This window comes from Azoarcus sp. KH32C, assembly GCF_000349945.1.
Classification (GTDB): Bacteria; Pseudomonadota; Gammaproteobacteria; order Burkholderiales; family Rhodocyclaceae; genus Aromatoleum.
The window spans coordinates 4,617,239-4,634,618 of record NC_020516.1; the positions used below are offsets into that span (position 1 = coordinate 4,617,239).

Consider the following 17,380-nt stretch of genomic DNA (forward strand, 5'->3'; position numbering starts at 1 on the left):
GGGGAGACGTGGCTTGGACAAGATGCGCGAACAGCTCGCGGCAGACAGCAGCGTTCTGGTGGTCGACGACCAGCCGCAATACCAGATGGTCCTGAAACGCCTGCTCGGTCGGCAGGGCTACCGAGTGCATGTGGCCGGCGACGGCGAGACGGCCCTTGCGGTCGCGCGCAGCGAACGCCCGGATCTCGTGCTGCTCGACGTGATGATGCCGGGCATGAGCGGCTATGAGACCTGCCTCCGCCTCAAGGCGGAGGCGGCCGACCGCTACATCCCTGTGATCTTCATCAGCGGCGAAGGCGACGTCGGCGCGAAGGTCCAGGCCTTCGAATGCGGCGGCGTCGACTACATCACCAAGCCGTTCTACGACGGCGAGGTGTTGATGCGGGTGGCGACCCATCTCACGGTGCATGCATTGCAGCGCAGCCTCGAAAAGCGCGTGGCCTCGCGCACGGCCGAGTTGGCGGTCGCCAATGCGCAGTTGCAGCGCGAGATCACCGAGCGCCGGCAGGCCGAGGACAAGTTCCGCGGCGTGCTCGAATCGGCGCCCGAGGCGATGGTGATCGTGAACGCGCAGCGCGAGATCGCGCTCGTCAATTCGCGCGCCGAGGAGATGTTCGGCTACGCGCGCGAGGAACTTCTCGGGCAAGCGGTCGAGGTGCTGGTGCCCGAGCGCGCGCGCGACGGGCACGCGCGGGACGGCGCCGCCTACATCGCCGCGCCGAGAACGCGCGCGATGGGCGAGGATCTGGCCCTCTTCGGCCGGCGGCGGGACGGCCGGGAATTTCCTGTCGCGGTGTCGTTGAGCCCGCTGCAGACGCCCGAAGGCCTGCTCGTGATCAGCACGATCCGCGACATCAGCGCGCGCAAGGAGGCGGAAGCCGCGCTGCGCGAGCTCGCGGCGCACCGTGACGCCGTGCGCGAGGACGAGCGCAAGCGCATCGCGGGCGAGATCCACGACGAGCTCGGCTCGCTGCTGACGGCGCTGAAAATGGACGTCTCGCTGCTGCGCATGGAGCTGCCGACGGATAGCCCGGCGCAGGAGCGGATCGGCGAGATGCGCGAGTTGATCGAGCGCACGATCCGCATGGTGCGCCAGGTCGCGACCCAGCTCAGGCCGGCGGCGCTGAACCTGGGACTGGTACCGGCGCTCGAGTGGCTGGTCGACGACTTCGGCCGGCGCACCGGCCTCGACTGCAGCTTCGAGGCCGAAACCGAGGTCGCGATGGACGATGCGCAGGCGACGGCCGCCTTCCGCATCGTGCAGGAATCGCTCACCAACGTCGCGCGGCACGCCGAGGCGCGCAACGTGCACGTGACGCTGAACAGCAGCGGCGACGCGATGGAGCTCACGGTCGCCGACGACGGGCGCGGCTTCGACACGGCGGAGGTCGGCGGCGGGGCCTTCGGGCTGTTCGGCATCCGCGAGCGGGCGCGCAATCTCGGGGGGCGGGCGAGCGTGGTCTCAGGGCCGGGGCGCGGCACGCAGGTGCGCATCTGGCTGCCGCTCGCGGGAGGCGGACGATGATCCGGCTCCTCATCGCCGACGACCACGCGATCGTGCGCAGCGGTCTGCGGCAGATCATCGCGACCACCTCCGACCTGCAGGTGGTCGCCGAGGCGGGCGACGGCGCGGCGGTGCTCACGGCGGTGCGCGGGGGCGGCTGCGACCTGCTGGTGATGGACATGACGATGCCGGGCCTGTCGGGCGTCGATCTGATCCGCCGCGTCCGCACCGAGCGCCCGACGCTGCCGATCCTGGTGCTGTCGATGCACAACGAGGGACAGGTCGTGTCGCGCGCGCTGAAGGCGGGCGCCGCGGGCTACGTCGCGAAGGATTGCGACCCGGACGTCCTGCTCTCGGCGATGCGCAAGGTCGCCGGCGGCGGCCGCTTCCTCGACCCGGCACTGGTCGACGCGATGGTCTTCGACAGCGGCCCCGCCGACATCGACACGCCGCCGCTCGACATCCTCTCCGACCGGGAATACCAGGTGCTGCAGTTGGTGGCGAGCGGGCAGAGCCTCAACGACATCGGCGAGCGGCTCAATGTCAGCGCGAAGACGGTGAGCACGCACAAGGCGCGGCTGATGCAGAAGCTCGGTATCGACAACAACGCCGAGCTCGTCCGCTACGCGATGCGCCACGGCCTGCTCGATCAGTAGCGCCCGCTTTTGCTTCCGTTGTAGGGATTTCCTGACCCCGTAAACAGCCTTCCCCTACGCGCTTATCCGCCTTTCCCGACGGCGGCCCGGACGCGCGTGAGGCTTAATGCCATCCAGCGCCGCTTCGCCGGCAGGCATCGATGGGGAAGGCAAAATCCATGCACAGGCTACAGAATCGCCGCATCCTGGTGATCGACGACACACCCGCGATCCATGAGGATTTCCGCAAGATCCTCGCGGATACGCCGGGCGACTCGGAACTGGACGAAGTCGAAGCGGCGCTGTTCGGCGCGCCGGTGCGCAAGCCCGAGCTGGCCTTCGAGCTCGACTCCGCCTATCAGGGCCACGAAGGCTTCGCGAAGGTCAGCCAGGCGCTGGGTGCCGGCCGGCCCTACGCGATGGCCTTCGTCGACATGCGCATGCCGCCGGGGTGGGACGGCGTCGAGACCATCGAGCGGCTGTGGCAGGCCGACCCAAGGCTGCAGATCGTGATCTGCACCGCCTATTCCGACTACGCGTGGGACGAGGTGCTGAACCGGCTCGACGTGGGCGACCGGCTGCTGATCCTGAAGAAGCCCTTCGACACGATCGAGGTGCGCCAGCTCGCCGACGCGCTGACCGCGAAGTGGCAGATGACCGAGCGGGCGGCGCTCAAGATGGCCGATCTCGATGCCGTGATCCAGCGCCGCACCGACGACCTGAAGCGCGCCAACGACGCCCTGAAGGCCGAGATCGACGAGCACGCCCGCGCCGAGGCGGCGCTCAAGCTCGCCGCCAGCGTCTTCGACAACACGATGGACGGCGTGCTGATCACCGACACGGCCGGCACCATCCTGTCCGTGAATCCGGCCTTCACCGCGATCACCGGCTATGTGGCCGAGGAAGCGATCGGCCGCAGCCCGAGCCTGTTGCGCTCGGATCGCCACGATCCGGAGTTCTACCGCGAGCTGTGGGAGACGCTGCTGCGCGAGGGCCGCTGGGAAGGCGAGATCTGGAACCGCAGAAAGAGCGGCGAGGCCTACCTCGAATGGCTCAGCATCGGCATGGTGGCCGGCGAGGACGGCCGGCCGCTGCGCTACGTCGGCGTCTTCAACGACATCACCGAGCTGCGCAGGAAGGACGAGCACATCCGCCACCTGGCCTTCCACGATCCGCTGACCGGCCTGCCCAACCGCGCGCTGCTGCTCGACCGCCTTGAACACAGCCTCGCCGGCGCGCGGCGGACGGGGGAGCGCCTCGGCCTGATGTTCATCGACCTGGACCGCTTCAAGCACATCAACGACTCGCTCGGCCACGACACCGGCGACGCGCTGTTGCAGGAGGTCGCGCGGCGCCTGCGCGAGAGCGTGCGCCAGTCGGACACCGTCGCGCGGATGGGCGGGGACGAGTTCGTCATCCTGCTGGAACAGGTCGGCGAACCGGAAGTCTGCGCCGGACTCGCGAAGAAGCTCCTCACGCGGCTCAATGCGCCGATGGAGCTCGACGGCCACACCTTGCAGGTCTGCGCCTCGATCGGCATCGCGTGCTTTCCGGACGACGGCGCCGATACGGTGACGCTGATGAAGCACGCCGATGCGGCCATGTACGCGGCGAAGTCGGCCGGCCGGGGCACCTTCCGCTTCTTCCAGGTGGAGATGACCGAGAAGGCCGGGCAGCGCCTGCAGCTGGAAATGGAATTGCGCAGCGCCGTCCGCAAGGGGGAGCTGGAAGTCTTCTACCAGCCCGGCGTCTCGCTCTCGACCGGCAACGCGTGCAGCGTCGAGGCCCTCGTGCGCTGGCGCCATCCGGAACGCGGCCTGGTGCCGCCGAACGACTTCATTCCGCTCGCGGAAGAGACCGGCATCATCCACGAGCTCGGCAACTGGGTGCTCGAGGAGGCTTGCCGCCAGTCGCGCGCCTGGCGGGAACAAGGGCTCGGCCGGATCCGGATCGCGGTCAACATCTCGGCCAAGCAGTTGCAGGAAGGCGACCTCGCTGAACGCATCGCCGGGCTGACGCGGAAATACGGACTGACGCCGGGGGATCTCGCCGTCGAGCTGACCGAGAGCGTGATCATGGCCAACCCGGAGGAAATCTCGGGGGTGTTCGACCGCCTGCGCCGGATCGGCGTGACGGTCGCGGTCGACGACTTCGGCACCGGCTACTCGAGCCTCGCCTACCTGCGCCGCCTGCCGATCGACGTGCTGAAGATCGACCGTTCCTTCGTCAGGAACGCCGACCGCGACGCGGGCGACGCGCAGATCGTGCGCATCATCATGGCGCTCGCCCAGGCGCTCAAGCTGGACGTCATCGCCGAAGGGGTCGAGACCCAGGCCCAGGCCCACTTCCTGGCATCCTGCGGGTGCGAGACGGCGCAGGGCTTCCTGTTCGCACAACCGCAACCGGCCACCGTCGCAGCCGAGTGGCTGCGGGCCCATCGGGCCGTCAGCGGTCCGACCGCCGTGGAGGAAACGCTATGTTCTGCCAGCCGCTAAGACTTGCCATCGTCGTGCTGATCGCGGGGGCCGCACCGGCGTTCGCGGCGCCGCTCGACGGCGAGCCGATCAAGCCGCTTCCGGCGAACCTGAACCCCGACCCGTCGCGCGCCGCGCTGGGCCGCCGCCTCTTCCACGAGCCGCGCCTGTCGGCGAATGGCGCGGTGTCGTGTGCGAGCTGTCACGCTCTCGACAAGGGCGGCGCCGACGGACGCGACCGGTCGATCGGCTTCGACGGACGCCAGACGGCGGTGAATGCGCCGACCGTGTTCAACGCCGCACTCAATTTCCGCCAGTTCTGGAACGGACGCGCCGCCACGCTGGAAGCGCAGGTGGATGCCGTCGTGCAGCATCCGGTGGAGATGGGATCGAAGTGGGAGGACGTCGTCGCCAAGCTGGCGCGCGACCCCAATTACCGGAGCGAATTCGCGCGCAGCTACCCGGATGGCGTGACGAAGGCGAACATCCAGGATGCGATCGCGAGTTTCGAGCGCACGCTGATCACGCCCGATTCACGCTTCGACCGCTACCTGCGCGGCGACGGCGACGCGCTCTCCGCCGAAGAGAAGGCCGGATACACGAAGTTCAAGCAATACGGCTGCGTGACCTGTCATCAGGGCGTGAACGTCGGCGGCAACATGTTCCAGAAGTTCGGCGTGATGGCCGACTATTTCGCGAAGCGCGGCCACATGACCGAAGCCGACCTCGGGCGCTACGTCATCACCGGCGATGTCGAAGACACGCATGTCTTCAAGGTCCCGAGCCTACGCAACGTCGCCCTGACCGCACCCTACTTCCACGACGGATCGGCCAAGACCTTGGGCGACGCAGTCGACGTCATGTTCCGATATCAGCTCGGCCGCCCCGCATTGCAGGCCGACAAGGTGGCGATTGTCAAATTCCTCGAAACGCTGACCGGCGACGTGGCAGGGAGGCCGCGATGACGCATCCGAAACGGCGCATCTATTTCGCCATTGCCGCGATGGTCGCGGTGCTCACGTCGGCGCTGGCTTTCCTCTACGCCAAAACGCGCGCCTACGACGAGACGCGCCATTTCGAGAATCTGGCCAACCTGCGCGAGATCGAGCACCTCGACGCACACTGGGAGCTCGACGCGCTGAAGTCGCGGCTCGGCATCAACACGCATTACGACCCCCTGGCGGCCGCATTGCCCGAGTTCCGACGCATGGAGGCGGAACTCCGGGCACTGGTCGCCGACGGACTGGCCGACACGCCTTCAGCCCTGGTACAAAACATCGATGCGCTCGATCGATCGATCCAGCAAAAGACCGAACTGATCGAACACTTCAAGTCCCACAACGCGGTGCTGCGCAACTCGATGGCCTTTCTTCCCACCGCCGCCGACGACGTGCAGGAACTGGTGGACGCGGCACTGGCCAAGACCGCGACACGGCGGTCGGGCGGCATGCGGCGCATTCCTGAAGACACGGACGACTTGCTGCTGGCGGCCTTCGTCTACGGCCACGACGGCTCCGAGGACAGGGCCGGCGAGGTCGAGGACGCACTGAGCCGCATTGCCGCCGACACGGACCAACTGCCGGCGGATATCCGCGAACGGCTGGACGTCTTTGCTGCCCACATCCGCACCGTGCTGCGCGAACACCGAGTCCTCATCGGCCTGCTCGACGAGATCGCAGCCGTGTCGATCGACCGCCACATCGACGACATCGAAGCGCTGCTGTCCGACCAATACCTGCGGGCCAGCACCGAACGCCACCGCTACGGGCGCTACCTGCTCGGCTTCGCGGCGCTATTGACGGCTTTGCTCGTCCCCGCGGCGTATAGCGCGATCCGCAACCATGGCGTCGTCAAGCGCGTCAATCGGGAGCTGCAGGAAGCCAACGAAAGCCTGGAGCAGCGGGTTCGTGAACGCACGCGCGAACTGCACGAGACCCAGGCGGAACTTGTCGACGCCGCGCGCCACGCCGGGATGGCGGAGATCGCGACCAACGTGCTGCACAACGTCGGCAACGTCCTCAACAGCGTGAATGTCTCGGCGAGCCACGTGGCCGGACGCGTGCGCGGGTCGAAGGCCGGCGGACTGGCGCGGGCGGTCGCGATGATGAACGAGCACGCCGCGGAGCTCGGCGAGTTCCTGACGCAGGATGAAAAGGGCAAGCTGCTGCCGGGCTATCTGGCGAAGCTCTCCGAGGCGCTGAGCGCCGAGCAGGCGGAGATCATGGACGAACTCGGGCGGCTGACGAACAGCATCGATCACATCAAGGAGGTGGTCGCGACCCAGCAGTCCTACGCAGGCGCCTCCCAGCTAGTGGAGCCCGTGCGCATCCGCGATCTCGTCGATGACGCGTTGCGCATGAATGCGGGATCGCTCGCGCGCCACGACGTGACCGTCGTCAGGGAGATCGCCGATCTGCCGGAACTGCCGCTCGACCGCCATCGCGTGCTGCAGATCCTCGTGAACCTGATCAGCAACGCCAAGCAGGCGATGGACGCGACGAGCGAGCGGCCCCACCGCATGACCGTGCGCGCAGCACTCGTCGATGACGGCACGGAAGGGCCGCGGCTGCGCATCCGCGTCGAGGACGAGGGCGAGGGCATCGCGCCCGAAAACCTGACGCGCATCTTCAGCCACGGTTTCACCACGCGCAAGAACGGCCACGGCTTCGGACTGCACAGCTGCGCGCTGGCGGCGCGCGAGATGGGCGGCACGCTGAGCGCGCACAGCGACGGTCCGGGCCGCGGCGCCGTCTTCACGCTCGATCTGCCGATGCCGGCGGACGCCCCCGTCAGCTCGTGCTCCCCGGAACCGCTTCCGGAGCGAGCGGCAGCGTAACGCGCACGGTGGTCCCGCGGCCACGGGCGCTATCGATCTCGATGCGCCCGCCATGGCGGCGCACGATGGTATCGGCGACCGACAAGCCCATGCCGGTGCCCGAGCCGACTGGGCGGGTCGTGAAGAAAGGATTGAAGACGCGGGCGAGGTTTTCCTCGGTGATGCCTTCGCCATCGTCCTCGATCTCCACGCGCACCCGCTCGCCGTCCTCGCCGGCGCAGCGCACGACGATCCGTCCGCCCTGCCCGACGGCCTGCATCGCGTTGACGAGCAGGTTGGAGAACACCTGACGGATGCCCGACGCGAGGCAGAAGATCGGCGGCAGCTCGCCCTGCTCGCGCACGATCGTCGCATCGCTGCCCGTGCGGCTCGCGGCCGCGATGATGGCGCCTTCAATCAGTTGCTGCAGGTCGCTCGACTGCCACTCGCCCTGCTCGCCGCTCGCGGAAAACTCCATCAGCTCGCGGACGATGCGGGCAACGCTGGCGAGGCCGGACTGCGTTTCATTGAGCAGCGCCGGCGTGTCCTCGCGCAGGAAATCGAGGTCGCAGGCTTGCCGCGCGGCGCGCAGCAGGGCCTGGTGCTCGGAATCGAGGTGGTGCTCGGTCTGCTCGTAGGTCTGGACGAGCGTCATCAGATCGTTGAAATAGCGCAGCAAGGTGCCGACGTTGGCCTTCACGTAGCCGATCGGGGTGTTGATCTCGTGCGCCACGCCGGCCGCGAGCTGGCCGATGGCGGCCATCTTTTCCGACTGCAGCAGTTGGTCGCGCGTGTCGGACAGGCGCTGGTTGGTTTCGCGCAGCTCGACGAGGCTCTCCTGCAGGGCCCGCTCCGCGCGGTCGCGGTCGCTGACGTCGCTGAAGACCAGCACGGCCCCTTCGCACGCCTCGTCCTCGATGATCCGCGCGACGCTGTATTCGACCGCGAAGGCAGCGCCGCCCGGCCTGTGGAATTCGCTGCGCCGGCGCGCCTGTTCGCTCGTGAAAGGCGGGCGCCACGGGACCGTCCCGGCCGCCTCGGCAGTACTGTCGGCGCCGCGCCCGACGACGACGTCGACGGTCTGCCCGAGCATGTCTTCCACCTGCCGGCCGAGCATCCGTCCCGCGGCCGCATTCGCGTAGTTGATGCGCCCGTCCTGGTCGAGGCCGAGGACGCCTTCGGTCGTCGCGTGCAGGATCAGTTCGTAGGTGCGCGACAGGCGGGCGAACGCCGCCGTCAGCTGCTGCACGCCGTCACCCGGCGCGTCCGGTTCGTCCGAGGCGTCGATCAGGGGCTCGTTGGCAGCCATGACTTCCTCCTTCGCCCTTGGGATGGGCTTCCGGGAACGGACAGTTTGACCGGGCCCGTGCTCGAAAGCTCCGCGCCCCCGCCCCGCTGTCATGCCCGTGTAGGGATTTCCTGACGGCAAAAGCAGCGCTTCCTGACACGCGATTCCGCCTTCCCCGACGGTGCCGGCGGCCGTCTTCCTCTCAAATGTGTCCATCCAGAACCAGCCAGCGGGACACCCGATGAAGCTGCTCATCGTCGAAGATTCGAAGCCTGTCAGCAAGCGCCTCCAGCACGCTTTCGGCCGGCTTCCGGCACTCGAAACCGAGATCGCCGACACCCTGCGCCAGGCCCTCGAACGATTCCGCCTGTGCCAGCCGCAACTGGTGCTGCTCGACATCGAACTGCCCGACGGCAACGGTATCGAGCTGCTGCAGACCATCAAGCGCGAACGCCCGGCGACCTGGGTGCTGATGTTCAGCAACCACGAGATCTACCGCCAGCGCTGCAAGGCGGAAGGCGCCGACTACTTCTTCGACAAATCGGGCGAGTTCGAAGTGCTTGCCTGCATCGTGCAATCCCTCGCGGAGGCGAACTCGTGAGCGATCAAGCGATCCGCCCCTGCGGCGTCCCTGCGGCCGTCTGGCTGGCGCCGCTCCTCGCCACCGTGGTCGGTGCCGGCCTTGCCCTCACCATCGGCGACATCACGACGCGAAACCTCGTCCTCGCCGGCATCCTGCTCGCCGGCGGCGTGGCTGCCGCGTGGGGCACCGTCTTCGCCTGCCGCCGCGCCGCCGAACGCCATGTTCGCGAAGTGACGGCACTTATCGAATCCGAGGCGACCGCCGGAACTGCGCGCAGCGAACAGGCCGCCGGGCAGTTCGCCGCCTTGTGCGGCGGCATCCTGCCGGTATGGAGCCGGCACCTGCAGACGGTACGGATGCAGACCGAGGAAGCGATCGGCACCCTGTCCGCACGCTTCGCCGGCATCTCCGACAAGCTCGACACCGCGGTCCGCGCCTCGCACGAAGCCGCCGGCAATGGTGCGGCGGGCGGCGACGGCATCGTCGGGATGCTCGAAGCGAGCCGCAGCGAGCTCGGCGCGATCCTCGCCTCACTGCGCACCGCCTTCGACAGCAAGATGCACCTGCTCGACGAGATCGCACGTCTGGCCGCCTTCGCCGACGAGCTGCGCGGCATGGCCGACGAGGTCGGCAAGATCGCCGGCCAGACCAACCTGCTGGCACTGAACGCGGCGATCGAAGCGGCGCGCGCCGGCGAGGCGGGACGCGGCTTCGCAGTCGTCGCCGACGCGGTGCGCGAGCTGTCGCGCCAGTCGAGCGAAACCGGCAAGCACATCAGCACCAATATCGCGGCCGTCACCGCGGCGATCGACGCCACGCTGCATGCCGCCAACGAGCAGGCGCATACCGACGAGCAGAGCATCTCCGAGGCCGACGCCGCCGTCGCCTCGATCCTCGAGCGCTTCCACTGCGCGACCGCCGGCCTGGAAGCCTCGGCCGAGATTCTGCAGCGCGAGAGCAGCGGCATCCGCGGCGAAGTCGCCGACGTGCTCGTGTCGCTGCAGTTCCAGGACCGCATTAGCCAGATGCTCGGCCACCTCGACGACGACATGCAGAAGCTCGCCGCCCAGGACGCGGCGGCAATCGACGTCGCAGCCTGGCTCGACGAGCTCGCGCGCAGCTACACGACCGAGGAGCAGCGCGTCGTCCATCACGGCGGCGGGACAGCCCGGCCCGCCACAAGCGAAATCACATTTTTCTAGGAGAGCGCCATCATGGCCAAGACCATTCTCGTTGTGGATGACTCGAGCTCGCTGCGCCAGGTGGTCAGCATCGCGCTCAAGGGCGCGGGTTACGACACCATCGAGGCCTGCGACGGCAAGGACGCGCTGGGCAAGATCGGCGGACGCAAGGTCCATCTGATCATCAGCGACGTGAACATGCCGGTCATGGACGGCATCAGCTTCGTCAAGGAAGTGAAGAAGCTGCCGGAGCACCGCTTCACGCCGGTGATCATGCTCACGACCGAATCGCAGGAGGCGAAGAAGCTCGAAGGCCAGGCCGCGGGCGCCAAGGCCTGGGTCGTGAAGCCCTTCCTGCCGGCGCAGATGCTCGCCGCGGTCTCCAAGCTCGTCCTGCCCTGAGCGCTCAAAGAAGGAACGGAACATGGAAATCACCTTCGACACCACCGTCACGCCCGCCTGCCTGCGTTTCGCCGGCGAAATGACGATCTATGCGGCGGCCGGGGTGCACCGCGAGATGTTCCCCCGCTTCGAGATATGCAACGAGATGACCTTCGATCTCTCGGCCGTCGAAGAGATCGACAGCGCCGGCCTGCAGCTCCTGCTCCTCGCCCGCCAGCACGCGGAGGCGATCGGCAAGGCGTTTGCCCTGGCGGCGATCAGCCCCGCGGTCGGCGAGTTGCTGGAACTCTTCGGACTCGGCGCCTTCTTCGGCGTCCCCGCACTCGGGGCCCCGATCGCCGACATGTCCGACGCGGACGAGCCGGCATGAACATCGACGCCGCCCTGCCGACCTTCATCGCGGAAAGCAACGAGCTGCTCGCGAGCATGGACGACTGCCTGCTGCTGCTCGAACGCGAGCCCGACAACGCCGAAGCGATCGCGGCGACCTTCCGCGCGATCCACACGATCAAGGGTTCGGCCGGGCTCTTCGGGCTGGACTGCATCGTGCGCTTCGCCCACGTCGCCGAGAGCGTGCTCGACCGCGCGCGCGAAGGCGAACTGCCGATCGACGACGCCCTGACGGCGCTGCTGCTCGAATGCCGCGACCACATCGGCGACCTCGTCGCGACCGTCTCCGGCGACGACTCCGCCGCTGCCGACGCGGTCGCGCCGCGCGGTGAAGCCCTGCTCGAAAGGCTCCGCCGGCTGTTGTCGTACGACGTCGTGCCCGCCGCCGACGGCCCCTGCCGCGCAAGCACCTGCCGCGCCACCGACTGCGGACTCGGCCCCTGCCCGCGCCACGACGAGTCGCCCGCCCACGGCGGCGTCGCGAGCGACACCTGGCACGTCTCGCTGCGCTTCGGCCCCGACGTGCTCGCCAACGGCATGGACCCGGCCGCCTTCTTGCGCTACCTCGCGACGCTCGGCGAAGTCGAGCGCACCGTCACACTGTGGGACGGCATGCCCGCCGCCGACACGATGGACCCCGAGCGCTGCTACCTCGGCTTCGAGATCGCATTGCGCAGCACCGCCGAGCGGCAGGCGATCGAAGGCGCTTTCGACTTCGTCCGCGACGACTGCCGCATCGCCATCCTGCCGCCGCACAGCCCGCTCGAAGACTACCGGCAACTGATCGCGACGCTCCCCGAAGGCCGCGAACGCGCCGCCGAACTGCTGCTCGCCTGCGGTACGCTGGATGCGGTCGAGCTGGCCTGCGCGATGGCGGACGAACCCGCGCCCCCGGAGCCGCCCGCCGCTGCGCCCCCGGTCGCGGAACCTCTCGTCGCGGAGCCGGCTGCCGCCCCGCCCGCGACGCGCGCCCCCACGGGCGAATCGCGCCGCAGCCAGGAACGCCGCGGCCAGGAAGCCAAGTTCGTGCGCGTCGACGCCGCCAAGCTCGAAGCGCTGATCAATCAGGTCGGCGAGATGGTCATCGCCAGCGCGTCGGCCGCGCTACACGCGCGCCGCAGCGGCGACGGGCTCCTCAACGAGGCGATGTCGCTGATGGGCCGCCAGATCGAGGAGCTGCGCGACAGCGCGCTCAGCCTGCGCATGGTCGAGATCGGCGAGACCTTCAGCCGCTTTCACCGTGTCGTGCGCGACGTCAGCCGCGAACTCGGCAAGGACATCAAACTCGTCACGACTGGCGACGATACCGAGCTCGACAAGATGGTTGTCGAGAAGATCAACGACCCGCTGATGCATCTGGTCCGCAACGCGATGGACCACGGCATCGAGCCGGTCGACCTGCGCACCGCCCGCGGCAAGCCGGCGACTGCGACGGTGCGGCTCAACGCCTACCACGAGTCCGGCAGCATCATCATCGAAGTCTCCGATGACGGCGGGGGCCTGCCGCGCGACAAGCTGCTGCAGAAGGGGATCGAACGCGGCCTCGTCGCACCCGGCCAGGCCCTCTCCGACCACGAAGTCTTCAAGCTGATCTTCGAACCGGGCTTCTCGACCGCCGAACAGGTCACCAACCTGTCCGGCCGCGGCGTCGGCATGGACGTCGTCCGCCGCAACATCGAGGCGCTGCGCGGCAGCATCGAGATCGACAGTACCCCGGCCGTGGGCACCACGATGCGCATCCGCCTGCCGCTGACGCTCGCGATCATCGACGGCTTCCTGATCGAAGTCGCCGGCTCGCCCTTCGTCGTGCCGCTCGACATGGTCGTCGAATGCCTCGAACTGCCCGACAGCGAGCGCAGCACCGGCAACGGCCGCCACTACCTCAACCTGCGCGGCGAAGTGCTGCCCTTCGTGCGCCTGCGCGAACTCTTCGGCATCGAAGGCGACGCCGCCCGGCGCGAGAACGTCGTCGTCGTGACCTTCGCCGGACAGAAGGCGGGCCTCGTCGTCGATCGCCTGTTCGGCGAACTGCAGACCGTCATCAAGCCGCTGGGCGCCGTCTTCCGCCACCTGCGCGGCATCTCCGGCTCGACCATCCTCGGCAGCGGCGAAGTCGCGCTGATCCTCGACGTTCCCGCCACCGTGCAGCAGGCGGCGAGCCGCGAAGCCGGCGAACGGCCCGATACCGCGGCGCAAACACGCAGACCACTTCCCGCCAGCGCATCGCCTCTAGCCATTCACTGAGCAAGGAGACTTCCAATGTTCCGCAATATGAAAATCGGCCTGCGGCTCTCGCTCGGCTTCGGCGCCCTCCTGTTGTTGCTGCTCACGATCGCCTATGTCGGCATCGTGCGCATGGGCGCACTCGAAGACAGCATCACGCTGATGGTGAAGGACCGCTATCCGAAAACGGTGATGGCCAACGCGATCAACAGCGACGTCGGCGCGATCGCCCGTCACTTGCGCAACATGCTGCTCACCGACGATGCCGCACGCTGGCAGGGCGAGCAGAACGCCATCGAGGACGCCCGCCGCCGCATCCGCGAAAACCTCGAAAAGCTCGACGCGGTCGTGACGACCGAACAAGGCATCGCGCTGCTGAAGGTGATCAAGGACCAGCGGGCGCGCTATCTCGAAGGCAGCGACCGCATCGTCAAGCTGACCACCGACCGCAAGCGCGAGGAAGCCGTCGCCTACCTCAACGCCGAGCTGATCGGCATCCTGCGCGACTACACGGACGCCGTGCAGAACCTCGTCACTTACCAGGGCGAACTGATGGTCAAGGCGGGGGAAGAGGCGTCCGAGCAGTACGCATCGGGCCGCATGCTGATGGTCTCGCTGGCCGGCATCGCCTTCGTCGCGGCGCTGTCGATCGCACTGTGGATCACCCGCGGCGTGGCACGTCCGCTGACCCGCGCCGTCGCCATCGCCAACCAGCTCGCCGCCGGCGACCTGTCCGCGCGCATCGAGGTCGAATCGCGCGACGAGACCGGTCAGCTGCTCGCCGCGATGAAGAACATGGTCGAAAAGCTGTCGAGCGTCATCACCGAAGTGCGCGCCGCCGCCGACAACCTGTCGAGCGCCTCCGAACAGGTCAGCGCGACCGCCCAGTCGCTCGCGCAAGGCTCCAGCGAGCAGGCCGCGAGCGTCGAGGAGACCAGCGCCTCGATCGAGCAGATGTCCGCCTCGATCAACCAGAACGCCGAGAACGCCAAGGTCACCGACGGCATGGCCGCGAAAGCCGCACGCGAAGCCGACGAAGGCGGCGAGGCCGTGGGCCGTACCGTCGCCGCGATGAACAGCATCGCCGAGAAGATCGGCATCATCGACGACATCGCCTACCAGACCAACATGCTCGCGCTCAACGCCGCGATCGAGGCCGCCCGCGCCGGCGAGCACGGCAAGGGCTTCGCGGTGGTCGCCGCCGAAGTCAGGAAGCTCGCCGAGCGCAGCCAGATCGCCGCGCAGGAGATCGGCGAAGTCGCCAAGGGCAGCGTCTCGCTCGCCGAACGCGCCGGCAAGCTCCTCGATGAGATCGTGCCCTCGATCCGCAAGACCTCCGACCTCGTGCAGGAGATCGCCGCCGCGTCCGAAGAACAATCGACCGGCGTCAGCCAGATCAACGCCGCGATGAACCAGCTCAGCCAGACCACCCAGCAAGGCGCCTCGGCCTCCGAACAGCTCGCCGCCACCGCCGAGGAAATGGGCAGCCAGGCCGAGCAACTTCAGACGGCGATGGCCTTCTTCAAGACCGACAGCCGCCCGTCCACGGCGCCGCAAGCGATCGCGCGCAACCGGCTCGCCAGCATGACGGGCCGCGGCGGCCGGCTCGCCGACCGGTCCGAACTCGGCCTCGGCGAACCGGAATTCGTCCGCTTCTAAGCCGACCATCCAGAAACGTCGAAGGAGATTTCGATGAACCCCCATGCCCATCACGCCGCCTCCGGCCACAGCAACGAACTGCAGGACATCATGCGCATCATCGGCCTCGACAACGGCCGCATCCACGAGCGCAAACAGTTCCTCGACATCGACGAGCGCGACGCCCAGCGCATCCGTGCCGTCGCCCCCGTCCTGCAGGAGACGATGACGGCCACGGTCGACAAGCTCTACGCCCACCTGCTGAAGTTCGAGCACTCGCGCCAGAAGCTCGGCGACGAAACGAACATCAACCGCCTCAAGGGGATGCAGACCCGCTACTTTAGCCAGCTGCTGTCGGGCAACTACGACGAGAGCTACGTCACCGGCCGCGTCACGGTCGGCCTCTCCCACGTGCGCGTCGACCTCAAGCCGCAGTGGTACCTCGGCACCTACAACTATTTCCTGCGCGAAGTCACCGAAGTGCTGCTCGACAAAGTCGCGCGCGGCGGCATGGGTGGCGGCCTGAGTGACGTCTTCAGCCGGCGCGACCGCAAGCGCGAGTTCTGCGACGCGCTGCAATCGCTCACGAAGGTGATCTTCTTCGACATGGGACTTGCGATCGACGCCTACATCGGCAAGCTCACGCAGCAGATCGAAGCCCAGCAGCGCGAAGCCGAGCATCGCCGCGAAGCGCTCGAAGACAAGGTCAGGCAGCTCCTCAGCGTCGTCGACGCCGCCGCCGCCGGCGACCTGAAGGCCGAAGTCGGCATCACCGGCGACGACGCCATCGGCCGCCTCGGCACCGGCCTGCAAAGCATGATCGACAATCTCCGCCGCACGATCAGCGAGATGGATCGCATGTCGCGCGAACACGACGCCGGCGACATCGACGTGCGCATCAACGCCGACAGCTTCCGCGGCGCCTACAAGACCATGGCCGAGGGCGTGAACAACATGGTCGCCGGCCACATCGCCGTCAAGAAGAAGGCGATGGCCTGCGTGAAGGCCTTCGGCGAAGGCGACTTCGACGCCCCGCTCGAACAGTTCCCGGGCAAGAAGGCCTTCATCAACGACGTCATCGAGCACGTGCGCGGCAACCTCAAGGGCGTCATCAAGGACGTCAACGCGCTGACCGACGCCGCGCTCGCCGGCCGTCTCGACACGCGCGCCGACGCCGCCCGCCACCAGGGCGACTTCCGCGTGATCGTCAATGGCATCAACGACACGCTCGACGCCATCGTCGCCCCGCTCACCGACGTCAAGCGCGTGGTCGCCGCGATGGCCGAAGGCGACATGACGCAGAGCATCACCCGCGACTACCGCGGCGCCTTCGACGAACTAAAGGGCGCCGTGAATAGCTCGATCGCGAAGCTCGCCGACACCGTCACCGAAGTGCGCGCCGCCGCCGACAACCTGTCGAGCGCCTCCGAGCAGGTCAGCGCGACCGCCCAGTCGCTGGCGCAAGGCTCCAGCCAGCAGGCCGCGGGCGTCGAAGAGACGAGCGCCTCGATCGAGCAGATGTCCGCGTCGATCAACCAGAACGCCGAAAACGCCAAGGTCACCGACGGCATGGCCGCCAAGGCCGCCCGCGAAGCCGGCGAAGGCGGCGATGCCGTGAGCCGCACCGTCGCCGCGATGAACAGCATCGCCGAGAAGATCGGCATCATCGACGACATCGCCTACCAGACCAACATGCTCGCGCTCAACGCCGCGATCGAAGCCGCCCGCGCCGGCGAGCACGGCAAGGGCTTCGCGGTCGTCGCCGCCGAAGTACGCAAGCTCGCCGAGCGCAGCCAGGTCGCAGCCCAAGAGATCGGCGAAGTCGCCAAGGGCAGCGTCTCGCTCGCCGAACGCGCCGGCAAGCTCCTCGACGAGATCGTGCCCTCGATCCGCAAGACCTCCGACCTCGTGCAGGAGATCGCCGCCGCGTCCGAAGAACAATCGACCGGCGTCAGCCAGATCAACAACGCGATGACGCAGCTCAGCGAAACGACCCAGCACAGCGCCTCGGCCTCGGAACAGCTCGCCGCCACCGCCGAGGAAATGGGCGGTCAGGCCGAACAGCTGCAGCAGCTGATGGCCTTCTTCCGCACCGGTGCGGCGCCCGCCGCGAAGCCGAAGCCGCAAGCGCCGGCCGCAGCGCCGCGGCAGGCCAGGAGCAGCGTCGTCCATCTGCGCGAAAACGCAGGCTGGCGCGGCGGACAGACGGCGTCCGCCCTCGCCGAAGCCGATTTCGTCAAGTTCTGA

Annotated in this window: 13 protein-coding genes; 12 read left to right on the plus strand and 1 reads right to left on the minus strand. The window is 68.0% G+C overall.

Going from position 1 to position 17,380, the window contains the following annotated elements; translation table 11 throughout:
• Positions 1-22: 22 nt before the first annotated feature.
• From AZKH_RS20765 to AZKH_RS20785, 5 genes are all read left to right on the plus strand, one after another.
• Positions 23-1,525, plus strand: coding sequence for a response regulator (locus AZKH_RS20765; protein ID WP_041657640.1), 1,503 nt, complete (start codon positions 23-25; stop codon positions 1,523-1,525).
• Positions 1,522-2,160 carry a response regulator transcription factor gene (locus AZKH_RS20770; RefSeq protein WP_015437766.1) on the plus strand — a complete coding sequence of 213 codons (639 nt, stop codon included), beginning with the start codon at positions 1,522-1,524 and terminating at the stop codon, positions 2,158-2,160. Before AZKH_RS20765 ends, AZKH_RS20770 begins: the two co-directional genes overlap by 4 nt.
• 158 nt (positions 2,161-2,318) lie before the next feature.
• A complete protein-coding gene (locus AZKH_RS20775) occupies positions 2,319-4,634 on the plus strand; it encodes an EAL domain-containing protein (RefSeq protein ID WP_015437767.1) in 2,316 nt (771 codons plus the stop codon).
• Positions 4,616-5,578 carry a cytochrome-c peroxidase gene (locus AZKH_RS20780; protein ID WP_015437768.1) on the plus strand — a complete coding sequence of 321 codons (963 nt, stop codon included), beginning with the start codon at positions 4,616-4,618 and terminating at the stop codon, positions 5,576-5,578. The genes AZKH_RS20775 and AZKH_RS20780 overlap by 19 nt, the downstream gene beginning before the upstream one ends.
• Entirely contained in the window at positions 5,575-7,449 is a 1,875-nt protein-coding gene (locus tag AZKH_RS20785) for a DAHL domain-containing protein (protein ID WP_015437769.1), read from the plus strand. The genes AZKH_RS20780 and AZKH_RS20785 overlap by 4 nt, the downstream gene beginning before the upstream one ends.
• Here the strand turns inward: AZKH_RS20785 and AZKH_RS27015 are convergent.
• Positions 7,403-8,737, minus strand: a complete 1,335-nt coding sequence (locus tag AZKH_RS27015) for a nitrogen regulation protein NR(II) (protein ID WP_015437770.1) — start codon at positions 8,735-8,737, stop codon at positions 7,403-7,405. The two genes, AZKH_RS20785 and AZKH_RS27015, sit on opposite strands and share 47 nt — an antisense overlap.
• A 220-nt stretch (positions 8,738-8,957) precedes the next feature.
• Here AZKH_RS27015 and AZKH_RS20795 point away from each other — a divergent pair, with 220 nt between their 5' ends.
• Genes AZKH_RS20795 through AZKH_RS26425 form a run of 7 tightly spaced genes read left to right on the plus strand, consistent with a single transcriptional unit; the run spans position 8,958 to position 17,380 of the window.
• Positions 8,958-9,317 carry a PleD family two-component system response regulator gene (locus AZKH_RS20795; protein ID WP_015437771.1) on the plus strand — a complete coding sequence of 120 codons (360 nt, stop codon included), beginning with the start codon at positions 8,958-8,960 and terminating at the stop codon, positions 9,315-9,317.
• Positions 9,314-10,501, plus strand: coding sequence for a methyl-accepting chemotaxis protein (locus AZKH_RS27930; RefSeq protein ID WP_015437772.1), 1,188 nt, complete (start codon positions 9,314-9,316; stop codon positions 10,499-10,501). The genes AZKH_RS20795 and AZKH_RS27930 overlap by 4 nt, the downstream gene beginning before the upstream one ends.
• 12 nt (positions 10,502-10,513) lie before the next feature.
• Positions 10,514-10,882, plus strand: coding sequence for a response regulator (locus tag AZKH_RS20805; RefSeq protein WP_015437773.1), 369 nt, complete (start codon positions 10,514-10,516; stop codon positions 10,880-10,882).
• Between the two features lie 22 nt (positions 10,883-10,904).
• On the plus strand, positions 10,905-11,252 hold the full coding sequence (locus AZKH_RS20810; RefSeq protein ID WP_015437774.1) for a lipid asymmetry maintenance protein MlaB: 348 nt from the start codon (positions 10,905-10,907) through the stop codon (positions 11,250-11,252).
• A complete protein-coding gene (locus AZKH_RS20815) occupies positions 11,249-13,516 on the plus strand; it encodes a chemotaxis protein CheA (RefSeq protein WP_015437775.1) in 2,268 nt (755 codons plus the stop codon). The genes AZKH_RS20810 and AZKH_RS20815 overlap by 4 nt, the downstream gene beginning before the upstream one ends.
• Before the next feature lie 15 nt (positions 13,517-13,531).
• Positions 13,532-15,154: a methyl-accepting chemotaxis protein gene (locus AZKH_RS20820; RefSeq protein ID WP_015437776.1), complete on the plus strand. Its 1,623-nt coding sequence runs from the start codon at positions 13,532-13,534 to the stop codon at positions 15,152-15,154.
• A gap of 33 nt (positions 15,155-15,187) precedes the next feature.
• Positions 15,188-17,380, plus strand: a complete 2,193-nt coding sequence (locus AZKH_RS26425) for a protoglobin domain-containing protein (protein WP_015437777.1) — start codon at positions 15,188-15,190, stop codon at positions 17,378-17,380.

Excerpts from the sequence above, each read along its gene's own strand:
- AZKH_RS20795 (WP_015437771.1), top strand. The coding sequence starts at position 8,958 with ATGAAGCTGCTCATCGTCGAAGATTCGAAGCCTGTCAGCAAGCGCCTC.
- AZKH_RS20805 (WP_015437773.1), top strand. The coding sequence starts at position 10,514 with ATGGCCAAGACCATTCTCGTTGTGGATGACTCGAGCTCGCTGCGCCAG.
- AZKH_RS27015 (WP_015437770.1), bottom strand. The coding sequence starts at position 8,737 with ATGGCTGCCAACGAGCCCCTGATCGACGCCTCGGACGAACCGGACGCG.
- AZKH_RS20810 (WP_015437774.1), top strand. The coding sequence starts at position 10,905 with ATGGAAATCACCTTCGACACCACCGTCACGCCCGCCTGCCTGCGTTTC.
- AZKH_RS20785 (WP_015437769.1), top strand. The coding sequence starts at position 5,575 with ATGACGCATCCGAAACGGCGCATCTATTTCGCCATTGCCGCGATGGTC.
- AZKH_RS20775 (WP_015437767.1), top strand. The coding sequence starts at position 2,319 with ATGCACAGGCTACAGAATCGCCGCATCCTGGTGATCGACGACACACCC.
- AZKH_RS20765 (WP_041657640.1), top strand. The coding sequence starts at position 23 with ATGCGCGAACAGCTCGCGGCAGACAGCAGCGTTCTGGTGGTCGACGAC.
- AZKH_RS20770 (WP_015437766.1), top strand. The coding sequence starts at position 1,522 with ATGATCCGGCTCCTCATCGCCGACGACCACGCGATCGTGCGCAGCGGT.
- AZKH_RS20815 (WP_015437775.1), top strand. The coding sequence starts at position 11,249 with ATGAACATCGACGCCGCCCTGCCGACCTTCATCGCGGAAAGCAACGAG.
- AZKH_RS26425 (WP_015437777.1), top strand. The coding sequence starts at position 15,188 with ATGAACCCCCATGCCCATCACGCCGCCTCCGGCCACAGCAACGAACTG.
- AZKH_RS20820 (WP_015437776.1), top strand. The coding sequence starts at position 13,532 with ATGTTCCGCAATATGAAAATCGGCCTGCGGCTCTCGCTCGGCTTCGGC.
- AZKH_RS20780 (WP_015437768.1), top strand. The coding sequence starts at position 4,616 with ATGTTCTGCCAGCCGCTAAGACTTGCCATCGTCGTGCTGATCGCGGGG.